This is a genomic window from Mycobacterium sp. (assembly GCF_052145595.1).
GTDB lineage: Bacteria > Actinomycetota > Actinomycetes > Mycobacteriales > Mycobacteriaceae > Mycobacterium.
Window position 1 is genome coordinate 1 of the sequence record NZ_JBKQOI010000191.1, and the last position, 19,002, is coordinate 19,002.

At 66.2% G+C, this 19,002-nt stretch carries 20 protein-coding genes; 8 read left to right on the forward strand and 12 right to left on the reverse strand.

From position 1 onward, the window contains the following. Window positions 1–844, forward strand: an 844-nt coding sequence (locus tag ACLP4W_RS17260; RefSeq protein ID WP_442387942.1) for a hypothetical protein, incomplete at its 5' end; no start/stop codon positions are given. A 327-nt stretch (window positions 845–1,171) separates the two neighbouring features. Continuing rightward, window positions 1,172–1,687 carry a hypothetical protein gene (locus ACLP4W_RS17265; protein ID WP_442387944.1) on the forward strand — a complete coding sequence of 172 codons (516 nt, stop codon included), beginning with the start codon at window positions 1,172–1,174 and terminating at the stop codon, window positions 1,685–1,687. Between the two features lie 93 nt (window positions 1,688–1,780). Here the strand turns inward: ACLP4W_RS17265 and fadD1 are convergent, their stop codons facing one another. The 8 genes from fadD1 to ACLP4W_RS17305 all read right to left on the reverse strand — a co-directional run bounded on the left by fadD1 (window position 1,781) and on the right by ACLP4W_RS17305 (window position 9,441). Then, window positions 1,781–3,388, reverse strand: coding sequence for a fatty-acid--CoA ligase FadD1 (fadD1, locus tag ACLP4W_RS17270; protein ID WP_442387946.1), 1,608 nt, complete (start codon window positions 3,386–3,388; stop codon window positions 1,781–1,783). Window positions 3,389–3,448: 60 nt separating this feature from the next. Next, window positions 3,449–4,450, reverse strand: a complete 1,002-nt coding sequence (locus ACLP4W_RS17275) for an alpha/beta hydrolase (RefSeq protein ID WP_442387948.1) — start codon at window positions 4,448–4,450, stop codon at window positions 3,449–3,451. Window positions 4,451–4,461: 11 nt separating this feature from the next. Beyond that, window positions 4,462–4,863 (reverse strand): Zn-ribbon domain-containing OB-fold protein, encoded by a 402-nt coding sequence (locus ACLP4W_RS17280; RefSeq protein ID WP_442387949.1) that lies wholly within the window; start codon window positions 4,861–4,863, stop codon window positions 4,462–4,464. A 2-nt stretch (window positions 4,864–4,865) separates the two neighbouring features. Further along, a complete protein-coding gene (locus ACLP4W_RS17285) occupies window positions 4,866–6,068 on the reverse strand; it encodes a thiolase family protein (protein WP_442387951.1) in 1,203 nt (400 codons plus the stop codon). Next, window positions 6,065–6,511, reverse strand: coding sequence for a MaoC/PaaZ C-terminal domain-containing protein (locus ACLP4W_RS17290; RefSeq protein WP_442387953.1), 447 nt, complete (start codon window positions 6,509–6,511; stop codon window positions 6,065–6,067). Before ACLP4W_RS17290 ends, ACLP4W_RS17285 begins: the two co-directional genes overlap by 4 nt. An 86-nt stretch (window positions 6,512–6,597) precedes the next feature. Then, window positions 6,598–7,098, reverse strand: coding sequence for a MaoC family dehydratase (locus ACLP4W_RS17295; RefSeq protein ID WP_442387955.1), 501 nt, complete (start codon window positions 7,096–7,098; stop codon window positions 6,598–6,600). Window positions 7,099–7,104: 6 nt separating this feature from the next. After that, window positions 7,105–8,229, reverse strand: a complete 1,125-nt coding sequence (locus ACLP4W_RS17300; RefSeq protein ID WP_442387957.1) for an acyl-CoA dehydrogenase family protein — start codon at window positions 8,227–8,229, stop codon at window positions 7,105–7,107. Between the two features lie 33 nt (window positions 8,230–8,262). After that, window positions 8,263–9,441: an acyl-CoA dehydrogenase family protein gene (locus ACLP4W_RS17305; protein ID WP_442387959.1), complete on the reverse strand. Its 1,179-nt coding sequence runs from the start codon at window positions 9,439–9,441 to the stop codon at window positions 8,263–8,265. Window positions 9,442–9,627: 186 nt separating this feature from the next. On the opposite strand from ACLP4W_RS17305, the gene ACLP4W_RS17310 reads away from it, so the two are divergent. Together ACLP4W_RS17310 and ACLP4W_RS17315 are read left to right on the forward strand one after the other, a co-directional pair. Further along, window positions 9,628–10,197: a carboxymuconolactone decarboxylase family protein gene (locus ACLP4W_RS17310; protein ID WP_442387961.1), complete on the forward strand. Its 570-nt coding sequence runs from the start codon at window positions 9,628–9,630 to the stop codon at window positions 10,195–10,197. Between the two features lie 42 nt (window positions 10,198–10,239). Next, window positions 10,240–11,250, forward strand: coding sequence for a hypothetical protein (locus tag ACLP4W_RS17315; protein ID WP_442387963.1), 1,011 nt, complete (start codon window positions 10,240–10,242; stop codon window positions 11,248–11,250). 20 nt (window positions 11,251–11,270) lie between these two features. Here the strand turns inward: ACLP4W_RS17315 and ACLP4W_RS17320 are convergent, their stop codons facing one another. Further along, window positions 11,271–11,474, reverse strand: coding sequence for a hypothetical protein (locus tag ACLP4W_RS17320; RefSeq protein ID WP_442387964.1), 204 nt, complete (start codon window positions 11,472–11,474; stop codon window positions 11,271–11,273). 264 nt (window positions 11,475–11,738) lie between these two features. Here ACLP4W_RS17320 and ACLP4W_RS17325 point away from each other — a divergent pair, with 264 nt between their 5' ends. From ACLP4W_RS17325 to ACLP4W_RS17335, 3 genes are all read left to right on the forward strand, one after another. Continuing rightward, window positions 11,739–13,082 (forward strand): DUF2254 domain-containing protein, encoded by a 1,344-nt coding sequence (locus tag ACLP4W_RS17325; RefSeq protein ID WP_442387966.1) that lies wholly within the window; start codon window positions 11,739–11,741, stop codon window positions 13,080–13,082. Window positions 13,083–13,268: 186 nt separating this feature from the next. Beyond that, window positions 13,269–13,433: a hypothetical protein gene (locus ACLP4W_RS17330; protein ID WP_442387968.1), complete on the forward strand. Its 165-nt coding sequence runs from the start codon at window positions 13,269–13,271 to the stop codon at window positions 13,431–13,433. Between the two features lie 115 nt (window positions 13,434–13,548). Next, on the forward strand, window positions 13,549–13,842 hold the full coding sequence (locus ACLP4W_RS17335; RefSeq protein ID WP_442387970.1) for a hypothetical protein: 294 nt from the start codon (window positions 13,549–13,551) through the stop codon (window positions 13,840–13,842). Between the two features lie 26 nt (window positions 13,843–13,868). Here the strand turns inward: ACLP4W_RS17335 and ACLP4W_RS17340 are convergent, their stop codons facing one another. After that, window positions 13,869–16,535: an FHA domain-containing protein gene (locus tag ACLP4W_RS17340; protein ID WP_442387972.1), complete on the reverse strand. Its 2,667-nt coding sequence runs from the start codon at window positions 16,533–16,535 to the stop codon at window positions 13,869–13,871. Window positions 16,536–16,640: 105 nt separating this feature from the next. Between ACLP4W_RS17340 and ACLP4W_RS17345 the strand changes: the two genes are divergently transcribed. Next, a complete protein-coding gene (locus ACLP4W_RS17345; RefSeq protein ID WP_442387974.1) occupies window positions 16,641–17,486 on the forward strand; it encodes an SDR family NAD(P)-dependent oxidoreductase in 846 nt (281 codons plus the stop codon). A gap of 31 nt (window positions 17,487–17,517) precedes the next feature. Here ACLP4W_RS17345 and ACLP4W_RS17350 read toward each other — a convergent pair whose 3' ends face one another. Both ACLP4W_RS17350 and ACLP4W_RS17355 read right to left on the reverse strand, forming a co-directional pair. Next, window positions 17,518–18,021 (reverse strand): isoprenylcysteine carboxyl methyltransferase family protein, encoded by a 504-nt coding sequence (locus ACLP4W_RS17350; protein WP_442387976.1) that lies wholly within the window; start codon window positions 18,019–18,021, stop codon window positions 17,518–17,520. Window positions 18,022–18,033: 12 nt separating this feature from the next. Beyond that, a partial coding sequence (locus ACLP4W_RS17355) for a type III polyketide synthase (RefSeq protein ID WP_442387977.1) occupies window positions 18,034–19,002 on the reverse strand: 969 nt, incomplete at its 5' end.

Here is a 19,002-nt window from a genome sequence, read left to right on the forward strand (position 1 = left end):
CGGCTTCCTGCTCGCTTTGGGTTGCTCGGTGTGCTACGGCACGGCCACGGTACTGCAAGCCGTCGCGACGCGATCGGTGGAAGCCGGAGGGAACTCAGGTGTCGATGCCGTGCTGCTGCTGCGCGCCGTCCGGCAGTGGCGCTATCTCGCCGGCATTGGTCTTGACGGCCTGGGTTTTCTGCTGCAGGTAATGGCGCTCCGGTTGGTGCCGATCTACGTGGTAGCCGCGGCGTTGGCCGCCTCGATCGCAGTCACCGGCGTCGTCTCCGCGTGGACGCTCTCGGTGCGGCTTTCGTCGGTCGAGTGGACGGCCGTGGGCGTGGTCTGCGTGAGCCTGGTCGCGCTCGCTTGCGCCGCTGGTCCTGGGCACTTTCGGCATCCCCCGGCCGGACTCGGCTGGGGGCTGATCGGCGTGGTCGCCTTGATATTCGTCGCCGGTGCCGCCGCGGGACGATTGGGCGACCGCGAGCGCGCACTTGCCTTGGGCGTCGGCGCCGGAAGCGGCTTCGGTGTCGTCGAGATCGGCGTGCGTTTGGTCGACGTGATTGATCCCACCAGAGCCGCTTTTTACACCAACCCGGCGCTGTACGCGGCCGCCGGAGGCGGTGCCGCCGGGTTTCTATTGCTCACATCGGCATTGCAACGCGGATCTGTGACCACCACGGTGGCCGCCATGGTTGTCGGTGAAACGATCGCGCCTGCGCTTGTCGGAGTGGTGTGGCTGGGTGACAGCGCCCGTGACGGCCTTGGCTGGTTGGTTGTCGCGGGATTTGTCGTGGCGGTGTCCGGAACACTGGTACTCGCCCGGTTCGGCGAAGCGCCGAGTCCTGCCGAATCCGGTTGAGTCACGACCCTGCCGTATCCGAAACATCTTGTGCTGCAGCGATCTGATGAGATCAACGGTCATCTCGATGGTGTGGGTCGTACCGAGCATTAGGTGCGGCACTTCTTGGTGCTAGACGATCGTCTAACCCGTACCGCGATGGACCCGATGCTACCGGTCGACCAGACGACGACCCGCGACCGTCAACCGCTTGATATATCCGGCCGGGTTCGAGCCTGACATCTGGAGAACGCAGCTGACGCAGGCCGCCGAGATCGCGCTCTACGATGACTATCCCGTCGTCGAAACCATGATGGATGCCATGGGCTCGGGCGCCCGCTTGACTACGTGCCGCTGCTTTCCTACCCGGGTACGATCGCATTCCAGTGGGGTCCCGGACTCCGGTTGATCGCCCACGGCCTCGGCCTGGAAATCGACGAGATTCGGGATAACTTCGACCGGGTGGCCACCGATCGGGACCTGCACGTCGCTTTCGGCACGGCGGAGGCCGGCACCTGTGGTGCACTGCGCACCCAGGCCATCGCCGTGATCGGCGGGCGCGAGGCGATCACCATCGAGCATGTCAACCGCCTGGCGCCCGACCTCGCGCCGGAGTGGGGCGAGGGCGGGCAGCGCCCGGTTTACCGGGTGCGAATCGAGGGCCAACCAGATATCTGCTGCGAGATGACGACCAGCCTGGCCGATCCGAAAGCCTCGGGGTCCGCCATGGATGCGGGTGCGGGCGCAATGGTGTCGACGGCGATGCGTGTCGTGAACGCCATACCCTACGTCGTGGAGGCCAAGCCCGGGTTGCTGAGCGCCCTCGGCCTGCCACTCACCCTCTCTCGCAACGTTTTGCGCTGATCCACCATCGGCGGCGGCTGACGCAAGGCAGAACCTCTATTCGCCCCGGGTCGGGATGGCACCCAGTTGCAACCACTACGTCGTTTGACGCAACTAGTGCCGGCGCGCTGGCGACTCGGCGTTTTGGACCACCACGCTATAGGTTGTGCCCCGGGCCGGACGCACCCAAAGGACACCGCCCTGCGCAGTGATGCCGGCGGCGATCAGCTCACGTTTGAGGATCTTGTTGGTGGCCGTCGCCGGCAGGTCGTGGTTGATTCGCACATAGCGCGGCCACGCCTTCGGCGACAGGTCGGGTTGCAGGGCAAGGAACTTCTCGAAGTCGGCCGGTTCTAAGGGACTTCCGTCGTGTAGCACGAGGGCCGCCATCACCTGATCACCGACTCGGTCGTCGGGCACGGCGTACACAGCGACCTGGCTGACCTGCGGCAGGCGTTCCAGGATCCGCTCGATCGGCGCCGCCGCCAGGTTCTCGCCGTCCACCCGCATCCAATCCGCCGTGCGGCCGGCAAGATAGATCCAGCCATCGGCGTCGCGGTAGGCCAAATCGCCGGACCAGTACATGCCGTGCCGCATGCGCTCGGCCGTCGCGGACGGGTCGTTGTAGTAGCCGGTGAACGGTCCCGCGCCCTGGGTGTTGACGAGTTCGCCGACCGCTTCGTCAAAGTTGGTCAGGGCTCCGTGTTCGTCGAAGTGTGCGACCGCGCACTCCTTTAAGGTCTTCGGGTTGTAGATGCTCACCCCGGGGTAGGGTTTGCCGATCGAACCGCGCGGGGCACCGTCCTCCCTGACCACGATCACCGCGAACTCGCTGGAGCCGAAGCTGTCCACCACACGGCATCCGAAACGCCTTGCAAACTGGCCGATATCGCGATCGGTTGCCTCGTTACCGAACGCCACCCGCAGGGTCGTGTCGGCGTCATCGGGACGTTCCGGAGTGGCAAGGATCAACGCGAGGGGCTTCCCCACGTAGTTGAGGTACGTCACGTCGTAACGGCGCACGTCCTCGATGAAGCGCGACGGCGAGAATTTGGCCGGGACCATCAGCGCGCCGCTGCCGATGGCGACCGCCCACCCGGCGGCGATGCCGTTGGAGTGAAACAGCGGCATCGCCAGGTAGCAGACGTCATCGGCGGTGACGTCGTATTGAAAAATCAGGCTGGCGCCGCACATGATCGCCATCCCGTGCGCGAGCCGCACGGCCTTGGGGTCACCACTGGTTCCGGAGGTGAAGATCATCATCAAGGTGTCGGCGGCGGTGACCTCGCGGTGGGCAACCAGGGGCGGGGCCACGGCGACAGCTTCGGCGTAGCGCGTCGAGTTCACGTCGACAACCTGAATCCCGTTGAGATCCAAGCCCTCCAGCAGGGGTAGGTGCTCGCCGTCGACGAGCAGGATTTGGCAGTCGGATCGCCGGATATCGGCGAGCAGGCCGGCTCCCCGGCGAGTCGTGTTGATGCCGCACAACACATAGCCGCCCAGCGCGGCGGCTGCCATGGCACGAAGCATCGCCGGGGAGTTGGTGAGCAAAGCGCCAACGTGTAGCGGACGGGTCGGGTCGGCGAGGGCGATCAGCGCGGCCGCCTCGGCCTCGGCCTCGGCCAAGTGTTCTTGCCAAGTCCAGGTCCGCTCGCCGTAGGCGATCGCGGGGGACTCGTCGCGCCTGCGCAGCCGTAGTAGCTGCTGAACCGTCTCGAGCACTGTTTCACATCCTCTTCTGGCTCGGCCGGGGCTTGCTGCGCGCGGTCGAGAGCACGTCGGTCACGTCGGTACGCTTTCCGGTCGAGTGGGCTCGAGCAACTCACCCAGGTCGCCGCACACCAGGTCGCGCGCCGACGCCGCCGGAGCGAAGTCTTGAATCGTCATGAAACCGTGGAACAATCCCGGAAAATCGCGGTGCACGACCCGCACCCCTGCGTCGCGTAACCGACGCGCATAGTCGCACCCCTCGCTGTGCAACGGATCCAGACCGGCGGTGACGATCACCGCGGGCGGCAGGTCCGCATGAGAATCCGCACGAGCCGGCGCAACCAGGTAAGGCGGGTCGACGATCCTTTCGCCGCCGAGCCCTTCACCGCCCAGGTATTGGCGCCAGTACCACTGCATCGCGGCGCGGGTGTTGAAATATCCGGTGCCGTAGCGGTGGTAGCTGTCCGTTTCGAACGAGGGATCGATAACCGGGTAGAGCAAGAGCTGCGCGGTGGGAGGGGCGGCCCCCCCTCTTTCCCGGCACAGAATGGCGGTGACCGCAGCGATGTTCCCGCCGGCGCTGTCGCCCGCGATCACCGTCCGCGTCGCGTCGATGCCGAGACCGGCTGCATGTTCTACCACCCAGCGGAACGCCGCGAAAGCGTCGAGCACGGCCGCGGGCGCCGGGTGCTCCGGAGCGAGGCGGTAGCCGACCGACACGACGACGGCTTGGCAGCCGCGCGCCAGGGCCCGGCAGAACCCGTCGTGGGATTCGATGTCGCAGAACACGAATCCGCCGCCGTGGCAGAACACAATTCCGGGCCGGTTGCCGAGCACCTCGCCATGCGGGTGGTAGATCCGCACCGGGATGGCGCCCGCGGGGCCCGGGATCGCTCGGTCGACGGTGCTGCGAACGTCTCCCATGTTGTTGGCCGGCACGCGCCGTTCGGCCACGGCGGCTCGGGCAGCGGCGGCGGTCATCGTCTCGACACGCGGGAATCCGGCGTTCAACCAGCGCAACATCGCCTGCACGGTGCCATCAATGGGGTCGTCCGTGTGAGCCTCCGCACCCATCGTCGGGCCGTTCAAGCCGGCCTGTACTTCAGCAGGGTGATTCCGGTTCCAGGCAGATCCTGGAACACCGGCCCCACCCGCATTCCGATTCGAATGCCGCTCGGGTCGACGTCGACCAACTCGGTGCTGATCTTGGGCCCGGCATCCCACTGCACCACCGCGAGAAGCTGCGGCACGGCGTCCGCCCACGGCGGACCCGTAGGTCTGCGAGCGATCGTGAAGGTATACAGCGTTCCGGCACCGTCGATTTCGCGCCATTCCAGGTCGTCGGCCAAAGATCCTGGGGCAAGGGTGCGCGGGTAGAAGACGTAACGCTGCAACGACGGTGAGTACTGCACCAGTATCCGGTGCTGCGCCAGGCCGTCCCAAAAGGGGCGCGAAACCGGCGTGGGCTCAGGCACGGGGCGGCTCATCGTTAGTCCCCCCGCATTAGCAACGCGACCTGCTCGCTCATGATGCCACCGTTGCCGGTGACAAACGCGGTGTGGCAGTCACGAACCTGCGCGTCGCCGGCACGTCCCATGACCTGGCGTGCCCCGTCGACGACGTGGTGCATGCCGCCGGCCATGCCGGCCTGACCGAAGGACAGTTGGCCGCCGGCGGTGTTGAGCGGGAAGTCTCCGCGGAAGGTCAAGTCGCGCTCGGTAACCCATGACATGCCTTTGCCCTTGGCGCAGAAGCCGGCGTCCTCCAGGCTCATCAGCACGGTGATGGTGTAGCAGTCGTAGATCGAGGCAATATCGACGTCGGCTCGACTCAGCCCGGCCATCGCGAATGCCTTGTCGGCGGCGCGCGCGATCGGTGTGTGCAGCAAATCCTCGGCGTAGGTCGGGGTCTTGAAGGCGATATGTTCGCCGAAGCCGGTGATCCACACCGGGCGATTGCGCGCGCGTCGCGCGATGTCGGCATTGGCTACCAAGACACCGACTCCCCCGTGCACTCGCATCACCGTTTCCAGCATGTGGATCGGGTCGGCGATCATCGGGCTGGCGAGCACGTCATCGACGGTGATCGGGGTGCCGTGGAAAACCGCTCCCGGATGCGCGCACGCGTTGGTGCGTTGGTCGACAGCGATCTTGGCGGCCGCGGCCGGGTCGTAGCCGAACTCGGCCGCGTAACGCTGCGCGATCTGCGCGTACGGTGCGTTCTGGCCCACGTTGCCGTAGGGGATCTCGAACTCGGCCTGCGGCGATCCATAGTTGTTTGACGACGCCCCATACCAATTCGGGGCAGAGGGCGGCCTTTCCGCGGACTGCGGCAGCGACGCCGACCCGGGTACCACGGCCAGCACCGCGTCGCAGATGCCGAGCTCGACGGCGGCCGCGGCGCGCCACACCATTCCCGCGGAGCTGGCTCCGCCCAGGTCGACTCGCTCACCGAAATCCAAAGCCAGACCCAGGTATTCGCACAGTGTGGCCGGCGCGAACATCGCTGATTCGGCGACCCCGTGGGTCAACAGGCCGTTGACACATGCCGGGTCGACGCCGGCGTCCTCCACGACCATCTTCGCCAGCAGTGCGTACTGGTCGAGGGTGAACATTGACGGCGTGGTCGGACGCCGTTCGGCGGGTAACTCGGCGATGCCGACGATGGCCGCTTCGCCACACAGCCCGGTCACGACGGCGTTCCGCGTCGGGGTAGCTCGACGGTTGCCGTTCCCGGCATCAGCACGGTGGTCTCGCGGCGGCCGGCGATGTCGAGATCCACCAGACCGGCGCCGGCGTCGGTGACGCGCTTGCCGGTGACTTCCCCACCGAAGGTGAGCGACTCGCCGGGATATGCGATCGCGCGGTTCTGCACCGAGAAGGACACCAGGCGACCGCGTCCACCTATCCAGTCGCCGAGTGCGCGGGCCAGCAGTGCCGCCTGCAGCGGGCCCTGGACCAAGACGCCGTCATAGCCCTCGACCATGTGCGCCCACTCTTTGTCGTAATGAATGCGGTGGCCGTTGTAGGTGGCGGCGCTGAAAAAGAACATCTGCGTTTCATCGACGGTGACGGTCAGCGCAGGGGTGAGATCGCCGACACCGACGTCCTCGTAGAACACCTGCTCACCGGTCATAGAACACCTGCTCACCGGTCATAAGCGCGACTCCTCCTCATCGCTTCGCTCTGCATCGTCGCCGGCGCGGGTCATAAGCGCCCCTCCTAGGGTCGGGCGATCATCGACGTCGACGCTTCGGCGACCAGATCGTCGTGCTGGTTGCGATACACCGTGTGCCAAGTGACCAGGACGAATCTTCCCGAGCGTCCCTGCTTTTCAACGATCGACTCGATGGTGCGGACCATCTCGATTTCGTCGCGGTGGTAAGCGGGCAGGTGGAAGGTGAAACTTTCCCCGCCCGCCATCCGCTTGGGGGCACGGGGAAACGCGAGGCTGCCTGAAATCGCGCCGGAGGAACCGTCGGGCCGCAGCGCCTCGAGGTGGGTGACGCCGAGCACCGCGTACTGCAGAAAGAGCGGGGGGCAAATGATGTCGCGAAAGCCGCTGGCCCGGGCATAATTCGGATCGAACCATAACGGGTTGTGGTCACCGACCGCCGCGGCCCACCGTTGCCAATCGCGTCGGTTCACCTCACCCGTCGCGGACGCGGCGACGGTGCCCACCCGCGCCGCCGATTCGGCGTCGATCAAGGTGTCATCACTCATCTGGACTCACCGGAGCTCCCCTGTCTGCAGGTTCTCCTCCAGCCACGATGCGGCGACGTCAGCTCCGCCCCCGAGCGTCGAGCCCAGCCTTGCCCGTTCGGTCCACAAATGCAGGTCCGTCTCGGTGACGTAGCCCATGCCACCGTGCAGTTGATGGGCGTCCAGCGTGATCAGCCTCGCCGCGGCGGCCGCGTGCATGCGCGCGATGGCCGTTTCCCTGGTCGCCGTGTGGCCTCGTGCCATCCAAAACACCGCCGCATGCGTGGCCAATCGCGCTGCGGCCAACGCGATGTGCATGTTGGCGATCAGATGTTGGGCCGCCTGGAAGGACGCGATCGGCCGGCCGAACTGGTGACGCAGCTTGGTGTATGCGACGGTACGGTCCACCACGGCCTGTCCGACGCCAACCAGGTCGAGAGACCCTAGAGCCACCGCCGTGTTGGCCAGGCGGTGTAGCGCCGGTGCGGCAAGCTCGTCGGCGATCAGCGCGTCGGCGGGGACGACCACCCCATCGAAGCGCGCGGTGAACGCCCGGTGCCCGCCGGCCATCAGGAGCGGTTCGAGGCTCACCCCGGTCGCGCGGGGGTCGACGATGAAGACCAGTGTGCGTCCGTGCGCGGCGGCCGAAACCACGATGAGGTCGGCGAGGTCAGCGTCGGCGACATAGTCTGCCGTTCCGGTCAGCCGCCAGCCGCCGGTCGATACCGGATCGGCGTGCAGTACCGCCGTTACGACGGCGGCGTCGCCGGTGTTCCATAGCGCCGTGGTACCGCGAACGCGCCCGCCGGCCAATTCCGGAAGCCACGCGGTCTTGGCGTCCGGGGAGCCAAGCTGGTCGATCGCCAGCACGGCTTGAACGGTGCTGTGCACTGTCGTCGGGCACAGTGCGCGACCGGCCTCGGTGTAGAAGACGGCCAGATCATCCAGCGAGCCTCCGGAGCCGCCGTGCTCCTGGGCGACGGCAAGCCCGAACACCCCGGCGCCGGTCAGCGCCTTCCACAGTGTCGGGGTGCTTCGGTCGGCGCCGGGTTCTGCCAGGGCACGCACCAGACTCACGGGGCACTCCGCCGACAGCAGCCCGCGTAACGTCGAGGCGAACTCGCGCTGCTCGGCGGTGGGCATCACTTTCATCGGTTGAAGATCCTTGTCCCGCAATCGGATTCGCTAACGCCCATACGATGGCATCCCGTGGCCGCGCTGGGCGATGATGTCGCGCAGGACCTCGTTGGTACCTCCCCCGAAACGCATCAAGGGGGCGGCCCGGTAGAGCCGTTCGAATTTGCCGGCCAGGGGCGCGTGTTGGCTGCGGTGCGCCAACAGGCCGTCCGGGCCCAGCAGATCGAGCGCCAAATCGGCGATGCGCTGGCGTAACTCGCTGGTGAAGACCTTCTCGACGCTGACCTCCACGGTGGGGATGACGCCGCTGTCGAGGATGGACGCGGCCTCGTAACCCATCAGCGTGGCCACCGCGACGTCGGCCTCGGCCTGCGCCAGCCGGCGGCGAAGAGCCGCGTTGTCGGCGGGCACCGTGCCGTCACGCCGCGGCCTTAGCGCAAGCTCGCGCAAGTCATCCACGGCACGGCGCAGATCGCCCGCATTGGTCAGCGCGCCACGTTCCAGATCGAGCGCGCCGGTGATGTAGGTCCAGCCCCGGTTGACCTCGCCCACCAGGTTGGTGACCGGGACGCGCACGTCACGGAAGTGCACCTCATTGGTGCGATAACCCGACCACGCGTACAGCGGGCGGATCTCCACCCCGGGGCTGTCGATCGGGACGATGATGACCGAAATCCCCCTATGGCGGACGGCATTTGGATCGGTGCGCACGCACAGCCACTCATGGGTCGCTCGCTGAGCCCCGCTGTTCCAGATCTTGGTGCCGTTGATCACCCATTCCTGGCCGTCGGGCGTCGCACGGGTGCGCAGGTTGGCCAAGTCTGTTCCCGCCTCGGGTTCCGAATAACCGACGGCGCAGATCATCTCCCCTTTGGCGATCAGCGGCAGCCACTCGGTTTTGTTCTGCTCGGTGCCGTGCCGCATGATCATCGGCGCCACCGATGTGACCGTCAGATCCGGTCCGGGCACGCCCCAATATTCGAACTCGCTCATCAGCAGGTGCTGGTGAACGGCGCCCAGGCCGAGGCCTCCGTACTCGCGAGGCCAGTTCAGCCCGAACCAACCTTTCTCGCCGATTTTGCGGCGAAATCGTGCCACCTCGCCGTCCGAGAACTCGAGATCGTGCTGGGCGAGTTCGGCTCGCAATTCGGCGGTGACGTTTTCCTGGAGGAATTCGCGAACCTCGGTCAGCCACGCGCGTTGCCCGGCGTCGAGTTCGAAATCCATCCCGGCCCACCTCACCCTTTCATCCGGCCGCGCCAGCGTAACGCCACTGCGAAATTCCGCCCCGCCATTTCGCCCTGACGTTACGCTCGGCGCCGGCGTGCTGGTGAGCTGGCAAGTCTGAGTCGGTTTCGAAGGCCCGCCGAGTAGGTAATCGCACCGCATACCACCAACCGCAGGAGACAGACCATGAGCGATCGATCCGATTTCGGCACGTTCGGCCGGTTCGTGGAAACACCGGTCGACCGGATGTCGTCCGAGATGAAGGACGCCTACGACCTCACCCGCCAGCTACGTGGACTGGTACCCGGTCCGCACAAGATCTGGCTTGCCAATCCCACGCTGTGCAAGACGATCGTGCCGACCGGTGCGTATTTCCAGCGCCAGTCCACATTGACGAAGGCCGAGATCGAAATCGCGACCAACATCGTCAACGGCCGGTGGCGCAGCCCGTACGCCAACTACGAACACGAAATCATCGGCGAGCGTGCCGGCCACCTGGACCCGCGACGCGTCGAGGCGCTGATCGCCGGGTTGCCGACGTCGTTTGACGATCCACGCCAACAGGTGGTCTACGAGCTTGCAACGACATTGGTCGCCCCGCGGGTGGTACCGCTTGGTCTGTACCGCCGCGCCAAGGAGCTGCTTGGTGATGCGGGCATCGTGGACGTTGCGGTGCTGCTGGGCTGGTTCACCATGGTGTGTATGACGCTGAGCGCCTTCGACGTGCCCGCCAACGCCGAGGGATTGGATCAGTGAGCGACGGACACCGTTGACCCTCCCGCACTCCGAAGGATCACCATGGCCCTGCCCCCGCTGCCCACCGTCACGCTGACTCCGGTCGCGTTCTTCCCGCAGTGGTACTTCCCGGAAAACCTCGCCGTGCGCGCCGACGAGTCCATCCTCATCACCGAGCTTGTGCAAAAGAATCTCTGGTGGGTTCCTCCCGTAAAGCCCGCGGCAGTGGTCGAACCGGTACTGGTGCACACCTTCGATCACCCGCCCACCGGGATCGCCGAGGTCGCGCCCGACGTGTTCATCGTCAGCCTCACCGAGGGTTACACCACCCATGAATCACATTTGGCCCGAGTCGATCTCTGCGACTGGCGGCCGGGGGCGCCGGTGTCGCCGGAGGTCATCTACACCTTCGACGACGACCGTGTCCGCGCGCTCAATGGCAGCTGCACGCTCGGGCCGAACGTGTTGGCGATCGCCGACTGCTTCGCGGGACACGTCTGGCGCGTGGACCTCGCCGACGACCTCCGCAGCGCCACGGCCCGGGTGTGGCTTTCCGACGACACCATGGCGTTCGACCCCGACAGCGGCGTGCCTCCCCCGCCGCAGCCGGGCGTCAATGGCCTGCGCTACGGCGCGAAGACCGGCTACCTGTACTACACCTCGACCGCGCAGAAGGTGTTCATGCGCGTCCCCGTCGACTCGGCCACCCTCGACCCAGCCGGTCCCGCGCAGTTCGTCGCCGCCGTCGACAACGCCGACGACTTCTGCATCGACGAGGACGCCGGATTCGCCTACGTGACGAGGCATCGGGCCAACACGTTCGATCGGGTACCGCTGGCTACCCGGCGTGGCAGCGAAGTCCGTCATATCGCCGGCGACCCGTTCGACGAAATGCTCGTCGGGCCGTCCAGCGCGGCATGGGGGCGCGGCCCCGGCGACCACGGCCGCGTCGCATATGTCACGACCGACGGCGGAACCACCGCTCCCCCCGACGGCATCGTCCGCCAGGCCGCGCTGCTGCGGGTAGAGCTGGATTACCCCGCCCATCCGGGATGGGCCGCCGACGAGTCATGACCCGCCGCGGCGATCACCGGCTATCTGTGCAAGTAGACGCCGACGCGCTCCTGGGAGCTGTGCGCGTCGCGTACGTGTCGCGCCGTCGGTGCGAGCGCCCTTGCGCGTGCCTGCCGGCTCCTGTGGGTCGACCGGCGGCCATCGCGCCAATTCAGCCACCCGACGGCCACCAGGATCATCAGGGGCACCGCCATCAGGCTCACGATCAGCAGCAAACTACCCATAACAGTCCGTTTCGCGACTCTGCGGTGTGTCGTACACACCCCAACTTGTACGCCGCCCCGGCTCCGGAATGGCTGGCCCGCGCGGTATATATACGCGATGCATACGCCCTGCCGAGAGATCTTTACGCCATCTTGCCGGGTTCTTCGCTTTGAGCAGCCGCCGTGTGTCCACTTGCACCGCGCCGTGACCTCGGTTGGAATGTCCGTCGTGGTAGCACTCACCTTGCCGCGGCAGCGGTATGCGCGTTCGTTGGCCCCGATGCGATGCCCCTGATCACCGGGTTGACGCAGTGGCGTCGCGACGAGTTGCGCACCAATCTGTGGCTGGTGCCCACCCTGGAGGTGCTGGTCGCGACGGCGTTGTTCGTCGCCACCGGCGCACTGGACCACGCGGCCTACCGGGGCGCGATCCACCTACCAAGCTGGGTGATCAGCGGCAGCGCCGATGCCGCCCGAGTCATCCTCGCCTCCATCGCGGGCGCCGTCATCACCGTCGTAGGTATCGTTTTTTCGATCACCATCGTGACGCTGACACTGGCGTCGACCCAATTCGGGCCCCGGATGCTGCGCAACTTCATCCGCGACCGCGGTACCCAGCTGACGCTGGGCACGTTCGTGGCCACGTTCGTGTACTGCGTCCTGGTTCTGGTGTCGATCGGGCCGGGCGATCACGGCGATTACGTTCCGCACCTCTCGATCACCATGACATTCCAGCTGGTTTTGATCGACCTCGCGGTACTCATTTACTTCATCCACCACATCGCTGCTCAGATCCAGCTGCCACAGGTGATCGCCAGCATCGCCAAGGACTTGGCGCAAGCGGTCGAAGTGCAGAGCGCCGACTTCGGGGACGCCCGTGCCATCCCAGCTGCGGATGCGGAGTCGCTAGAGGAGTTGATTGCCACCATCGAGACGTCCGGGGCGGTGATCCGCACCCCGAAGAGCGGCTATCTACAGTTCATCCGTCACAGCACGCTGGTGCGGATCGCGGCGGAGGCCAACGCGGTGTTGCGGCTGCCCTACCGGCCCGGACATTTCTTGGTCGAGGGCCGAGAGTTAGCCAGTGTGTGGCCGCCGGAAGCGGCCGATCACGTCGCCCGGCACCTGGAGCGCGCCCAGGCGACCGGGCCGCACCGCACCCTGTCCCAGGATGTGGCGTTCGGCGTCGACCAGCTCGTCGAGATCGCCGTCCGCGCGCTTTCTCCGGCCGTCAACGACCCGTTCACCGCGATGACTTGCGTCGATTGGCTCGGCGATTGCCTGTGCAAGATCTCCCGGGTCTGGGCCCCCAGTAACGTTCACCGGGACCGCAATGGTGCGATCCGCCTCATCTCTGATCAGGTGAGCTTCGAGCGGTTGGTGCAGCGGGCGTTCGAGAAGATCCGGCAGGCCAGCTTCGGAATGCCGGCGGTGATGATCCGCCAGCTCGAAGCGCTCATCACGATCATGGAGCAAACCACCGACACCGAGCAGGCCCGAGTGCTGATGGATCAAGCGGCGATGATCTTGCGAGCCAACACCGAATCGGTCGCTGAGGAATCCGATCGCGCGGACGTCCAGCGGCGCTACGACGCCCTCGCCGCCGTTTACGATGGCCTACGCCAGTGAGGGCTTTATCCGGCAGAGCAGCCGCTGGACGTCCGGGGTTGGGACTCGAACTGTAAAAACGCTGTCAAACTCCCGTTAAAACGCATCGCGACGGTCGCGGATATGCGGCTGTATTGGGAAGATTTTGAAATCGACTGGTCCCCGAAAGCAGACGTTTTGTTCAGCCCCCGTTCAGAGGAAGAGGTCATGCCCACCCTTGAGACACGGCTCCGCCAGGAGTTGCGCGATTGTGCCGTCGAGCTACGGCAGCTCGCTTACACGCTGCCGCACGGGGTGGGCGAACATGATCTGTTGCGATTGTCAGACCGGATGCGCGCCGCCGCCGAGCAGGTGGTCCGCAAGGGGGCCTAGCAACCGCCACTGCTCGCGTCACGGCATAAAGAGACCGCTAATAATCAAGACGGACCCGTCAAGAATCCGTGAGTCGTCGTTGCCCGCCGGACTGCGGGTCGCTGTGATCGACTGCATGGCAGATGATTTCGGTGAAACCGCCGATGGCGATGCCATCGAACTCGCAGCGATTGCACTCGCTCTCGTACGCCAGCAGGCCCCGGAAACACGGCTGCTGCCGATAGCGGCGCGGCCGGTCGCCAATCACCCCGAATACCAACAGGTGAACCGGATCGGTCGCGACGGAGCCGCGCTCAAGCGCGGATGGACGTTCCTGGTGAACACGAGCACTCACACCGTCCTCCGCACCGCCGGCGACCCGGACGAGCTTGATTTCGAGGGCGCGATGCAGCGCGCCATGCCCGCCTAGCGCGCCCGCAGCGTTGACCGCCCTGATCAGCCGCCCTTAAGGCGGATCTTCCAGCGCACGAAACCGAGATAGAAAATGCTGAGCAGGACCAGCATGCCCATGTCGAACCACCACGCGCCGGCCGTGTGATGCCAGTGCCTATCTTTCGGGACGGACGGGACCTTGCTTTCCAAGTCGAGCAGGTCGACCGTGGAGGCTGATGCCGCGAAGCCCCACCTCGCCGGTGTGGCCCAAGACATTTGGTCCAGTCCGAGGCGCCCGGTGACGGGAATCATGCCGCCGGAGAACACCAGCTGAGACATCACCGCCACGACGAGCAGGGGCATGATCTGTTCGTTGGACTTGGCGATGGATGACAACAGCAACCCGAGCATCGCCGAGGCGACAGTGGTCATCGCGACGTCGGCAAACAGTTCGAAATTTGGAATGCCCAAAGCCACGGCACCCTGGGTCGGACCGCCCTTGCCGATGATCGCGATCACGGTCACGATCGCCGACTGAGCAATGGCAAACACCGTGTACACGAAGACCTTTGCCAACAAGTATGCGGACGTTGACAAACCGACCGCCTGCTCGCGGAGAAAAATGGCGCGCTCGCCGATCAGATCGCGGATAGTCAGCGCGGTCCCCATGAAGACCGCACCGACGTTGAGCAGCACCAGGATCTGCCCGGGCTCGGTGGGCGCGGCACCCATGGGGTTCGGCTTGCCGAAGCCGACGTCACCGGGGACCGACATCGACAGCGAACCCATGATGAACGGCAGCAGCGCGAGGAAGATGAAGTAGCCGCGGTCGGAGACGATCAACCGCACCTGCCGCCGCGCGATCGTGGAGAACTGCCGGAACAGGCTGGTGTGCGACGGGTCGCCCAGCTCGGCGGGTTTCTCCGCGGGCGGCGGTGGCGGTGGTGGGCCCGTCCGCGCCAGGTAGCGGGCCTTGGCCCCGTCCGGGTCGCCGGCGACGCCGCTGAAGATGTCGGCCCAGTTCGTCGTCCCCATGGCCGGACCGATCTGGCTGGGCGGCCCACAGAACGCGGTCTTGCCGCCGGGGGCCAGCAGCAGAACCTGATCGCACACGTCCAAATAGGTCAGCGAGTGGGTGACCACCAGGACCACCCGGCCCGCGTCGGCCAACTGCCGCAGCATCGTCATGACCTGCCGGTCCAGCGCGGGGTCCAGACCGGACGTCGGCTCATCGAGGATCAGCAACGATGGGCCGGTCAGCAGCTCCAGCGCGACCGACGCGCGCTTGCGCTGACCGCCGGACAGCTTGTCGACCCGAGTGTTCAGGTGCTGGCTCATCTCGAGTTCCTCGAGCACCCGGGCGACCACCTGTTCGCGGTCGGCCTTGGTGGTGTCCGGCGGCAGCCGGAGCTCGGCGGCATACATCAATGCCTGTTGCACGGTCAGCTGCCCGTGCACGACGTCGTCCTGCGGCACCATCCCGATCCTGCTGCGCAGCGAGGCGTATTCGGCATGGACGTTGTGGCCCTCGAACGAGACCGTGCCCCTGGTCGGGTGCGTGTACCCGGCCACCAGCCTGGCGAACGTCGACTTACCCGCACCGGAGGGACCGATGACGGCCGTGAGCGTCCCGGGTTGCGCGCCCAGCGAGATGTCGTCCAGCAGCGTCTTGTTGTTTTCGATCGTCCATGTCACCCCGCGCACGTCGAGGCCGCCGAGGCGCGTCGCGGTCGCGGTCTCATCGCGGCGGGCCAGCGTGCCGCCCGCGAAAACCAGGTCGATGTTGCCGATCGTGACGACGTCGCCGTCGTGCAGCAGCGCCGCCTCGACCCGGGCGCCGTTCACGAAGGTGCCGTTGATACTGCGGTTGTCGTGGATCTCGGTGCCGTGCGGCGTCGGGATCAGCGTGGCGTGGTGGCGTGACGCCAGCACCTCGGGAATGACGATGTCGTTGTCGTTGGCCCGGCCGATCTTGATCGCGCCCGGAATCGACTCGATCGCCGTCTTGCCGGGCCGCAGGATCTTCATCATCGATGTCGCGATGTTTGTGGCATCGCCGACGCGGCCGGTCTCGGCCTCTCCCCCGGATGCCGGGGGCACTTCCACGGGTTGTGCCCGATAGATCTTGGGCGCCTGCTGCGGCCCGCTGGGCGATCCGACCGGTTGCCCGCCGGTCGGGTATCGCGGCGACGGCCCCGACGGGTAGCTCGGTTGCGGTCCGGTGGGCGGATGGCTCAGCTGCGGTCCGCCGGGCGGATGCGAGGGCTGGCGAAATGAACCTGACGGTGGATGCTGAGGCGGGCCGGGCCATTGTGCGGCCGGCTGTGGCTGCCCGTGGGGCGGCCATGGCCCGCTCGGTCCGCTGGGCGGGTTGAAGATTGGGATGGACGTCGTCAAAGGAGGCCGCCCGGCCAAACCCTGGTGGCGCCCGACCTCGAAGCTCACCTCCGGACCGTCCGGATTGCCGATATTGACCCGCAGGCCATCCTGGATGTCGACGGCCGGCACGCGACGGTTGTTGACATACAGACCGTTGAGGCTGCCGTTGTCGATAGCGACCCATCGGCCCTGATCGAATCGCACGATGAGATGCGTCCGAGAGATCAAGGGGTGTGCAACGCGAACGTCCGCGCGCAGGTCACGCCCAATGACAACATCATTGCCTGCTGCGAAGGTGCGCTCGGATCCCCCGTACCGCACGGTCAACACAGGTGGGGCTGGTGGGCTCATCAGGACCAACTGTATCGGCAGCGACGCGGATTGCAGGGCAAGTAATCAACGCGGTTCGCCACCCGGCTCCATATCGCGGAGGGCATGGTGGCCCAAGATATGAGCATGGACGAGGCAACGCGCGTTGCCCCGCTGCTGGTCGACCGGGTCGCGGTGGTGACGGGCGGCGGTGGCGGCATCGGCGCGGCAACCGCGCGGCTTTTCGCCGAGCACGGCGCGCGGGTGGTCATCGCCGAGATCGACGCCGAACTCGCCCAACGGGTGGCCGACGACATCACGGCGTCCGGTGGCTCAGCCCTGGCGGTCGTCACCGACGTCCGCGACGCAGACCAGGTCGCCGGGTTGGCGCGATCGGTGCTGGATCGCTACGGCCGGGTCGACGTGCTGGTCAACAATGTGGGCCACTGGCTGCGCCACCCGGGCGATTTCGTCGACACCGATCCGCAACTGTGGGATGACCTCTACCGCATCAACCTGCACCACGTCTTCCTCGTCACCCACGCGTTCCTGCCGGCGATGATCCACCGGCACGCGGGTGCGATCGTCAACGTCTCATCGGTCGAAGGGCTGCGCGGGTACCCGGAGGATCCCGTCTATGCCGCCTTCAAAGCCGCCGTCATCCACTTCACCCGCAGCCTCGCGGTCCAGGTGGGCCGCGACGGAGTGCGGGTCAACGCGGTCGGCCCCGACGTCACCGAATCACTACAGGTCCCCTACTCGCGGTGGCTGTCCGCCGAGGAGCAGACGCAGTGGCCGCAATGGGTTCCGGTCGGACGCATGGGGCTGCCCGAGGACCAGGCCCGGGTGATCCTGTTCCTGGCCTCGGACCTGTCGGCGTTCGTGACCGGCCACACCATCCCGACCGACGGCGGCACCGGCGCGGCGGGCGGATGGTTCCGCTCGTCGCGCCGGTCCGATCGGGAATGGACAAACAGGCCCATCGCACCCTGATCGCTCAGGCCTGATCACTCAGGCCGATCAATCAGGCATAGCCCAGTGCGGCGTTCTCCGCGCGGATCCGCACGTTGAGCACCAGGGCATTGGCAATGCTGAACAGGATCGCCGTCAGCCAGGCCGAATGAATCAGCGGCAGCGCGACCACCTCCGCCGCTACGGCGGTGTAGTTGGGGTGGCGCACCCATCGGTACATTCCGTCCCGAACCAGCGGTGCGCCGGGGATGACGATGAGCCGTGGGTTCCAGCGTTTCCCAAGAACGGTGACGCACCGCCAGCGGACAACTGTGCTGAGTACCACGACAGCGAGCATCGGCCATCCCAGCCAACCGATGAACGGCCGTCGCAGGGTCCAGACTTCCACAACGCACGAAACCAACAGCAGGGCATGCATACTGACCATCGCCGGGTAGTGATCGCGGCCGAACTCCTTGCCTCCGTGGGCAAATGACCACTTGGCGTTTCGCTGGGCGACTACGAGCTCGATCACGCGTTCGACCCCGATGGCGAGGATGAAAAGGTAGTAGTACATGGCGTTACCCCCTCACCATTGCAGCAGCAGAAGCTCGAAGCTGAACCCCGGACCCATCGCGAGCATCACTCCGAGGGCTCCTTCGGATGGCGGCTCGGCGAGCGTCCGGCGCAGCACGTCGAGCACCGAAGCCGACGAGATATTGCCGTTCTCCCGCATGGAGTTTCGGCTGTGCGCCAATGCTTCCGGTGGCAGACCTATCGCGTTCTCGATCGAATCGAGCACCTTGGGGCCGCCCGGATGACACACCCATGTCGAGATGTCCGCGATGGACAAACCGTGGTCGGCCAGGAAGCCGTCGACCTCTGCACGCAGATAGTCATCGGCCATCTTCGGGACGTCACGGGACATCACGAGCTGGAATCCGCTGGAGCTGATGTTCCAGCCCATGACGTCGACGGTCTCCGGAACGATGCGGCTGCACGTCCCGAGGACGCGCGGACCTTGATCCGCATTGGAGCCCAACCGAATTCGGTCGGCCCCCGTGGCGACCACCGCGGCCGCGCCGTCTCCGAACAAAGACACGCCGATCAGGGCCGGGATCGATGTGTCGTCGCGCTGCAGCGTCAGCGAGCACAGCTCGACCGACAGCAGCACAGCCACGTGTTCGGGGTAGCCGCGCAGGTAGTCGTAGACGCGTGCCATCCCGGCAGCACCCGCCACGCAACCCAGCCCGAATAGTGGAACGCGTTTGATGTTGGGCCGAAATCCGATGCGCGACATCAGCCGTGCATCGATGGTTGGCACGGCAATGCCAGTGCTCGATACCATCACGATGGCGTCCACCTCGTGAGCTTCGAAGCCGGCCGTCACCAGCGCTTTTCGTACTGCCTGCTCACCGAGGTCGACGGCAACCTCGAGGTAGGCGTTGTTCGCTTCGGTGAAGCCACTCAGTTTCGGATAACGCGACAGCGGTAGCGCAAGGCTGCGATTGTCGACTCCAGCCGTTTGCGCAAAGCGCATGAAACCCGGCTCGGCGAA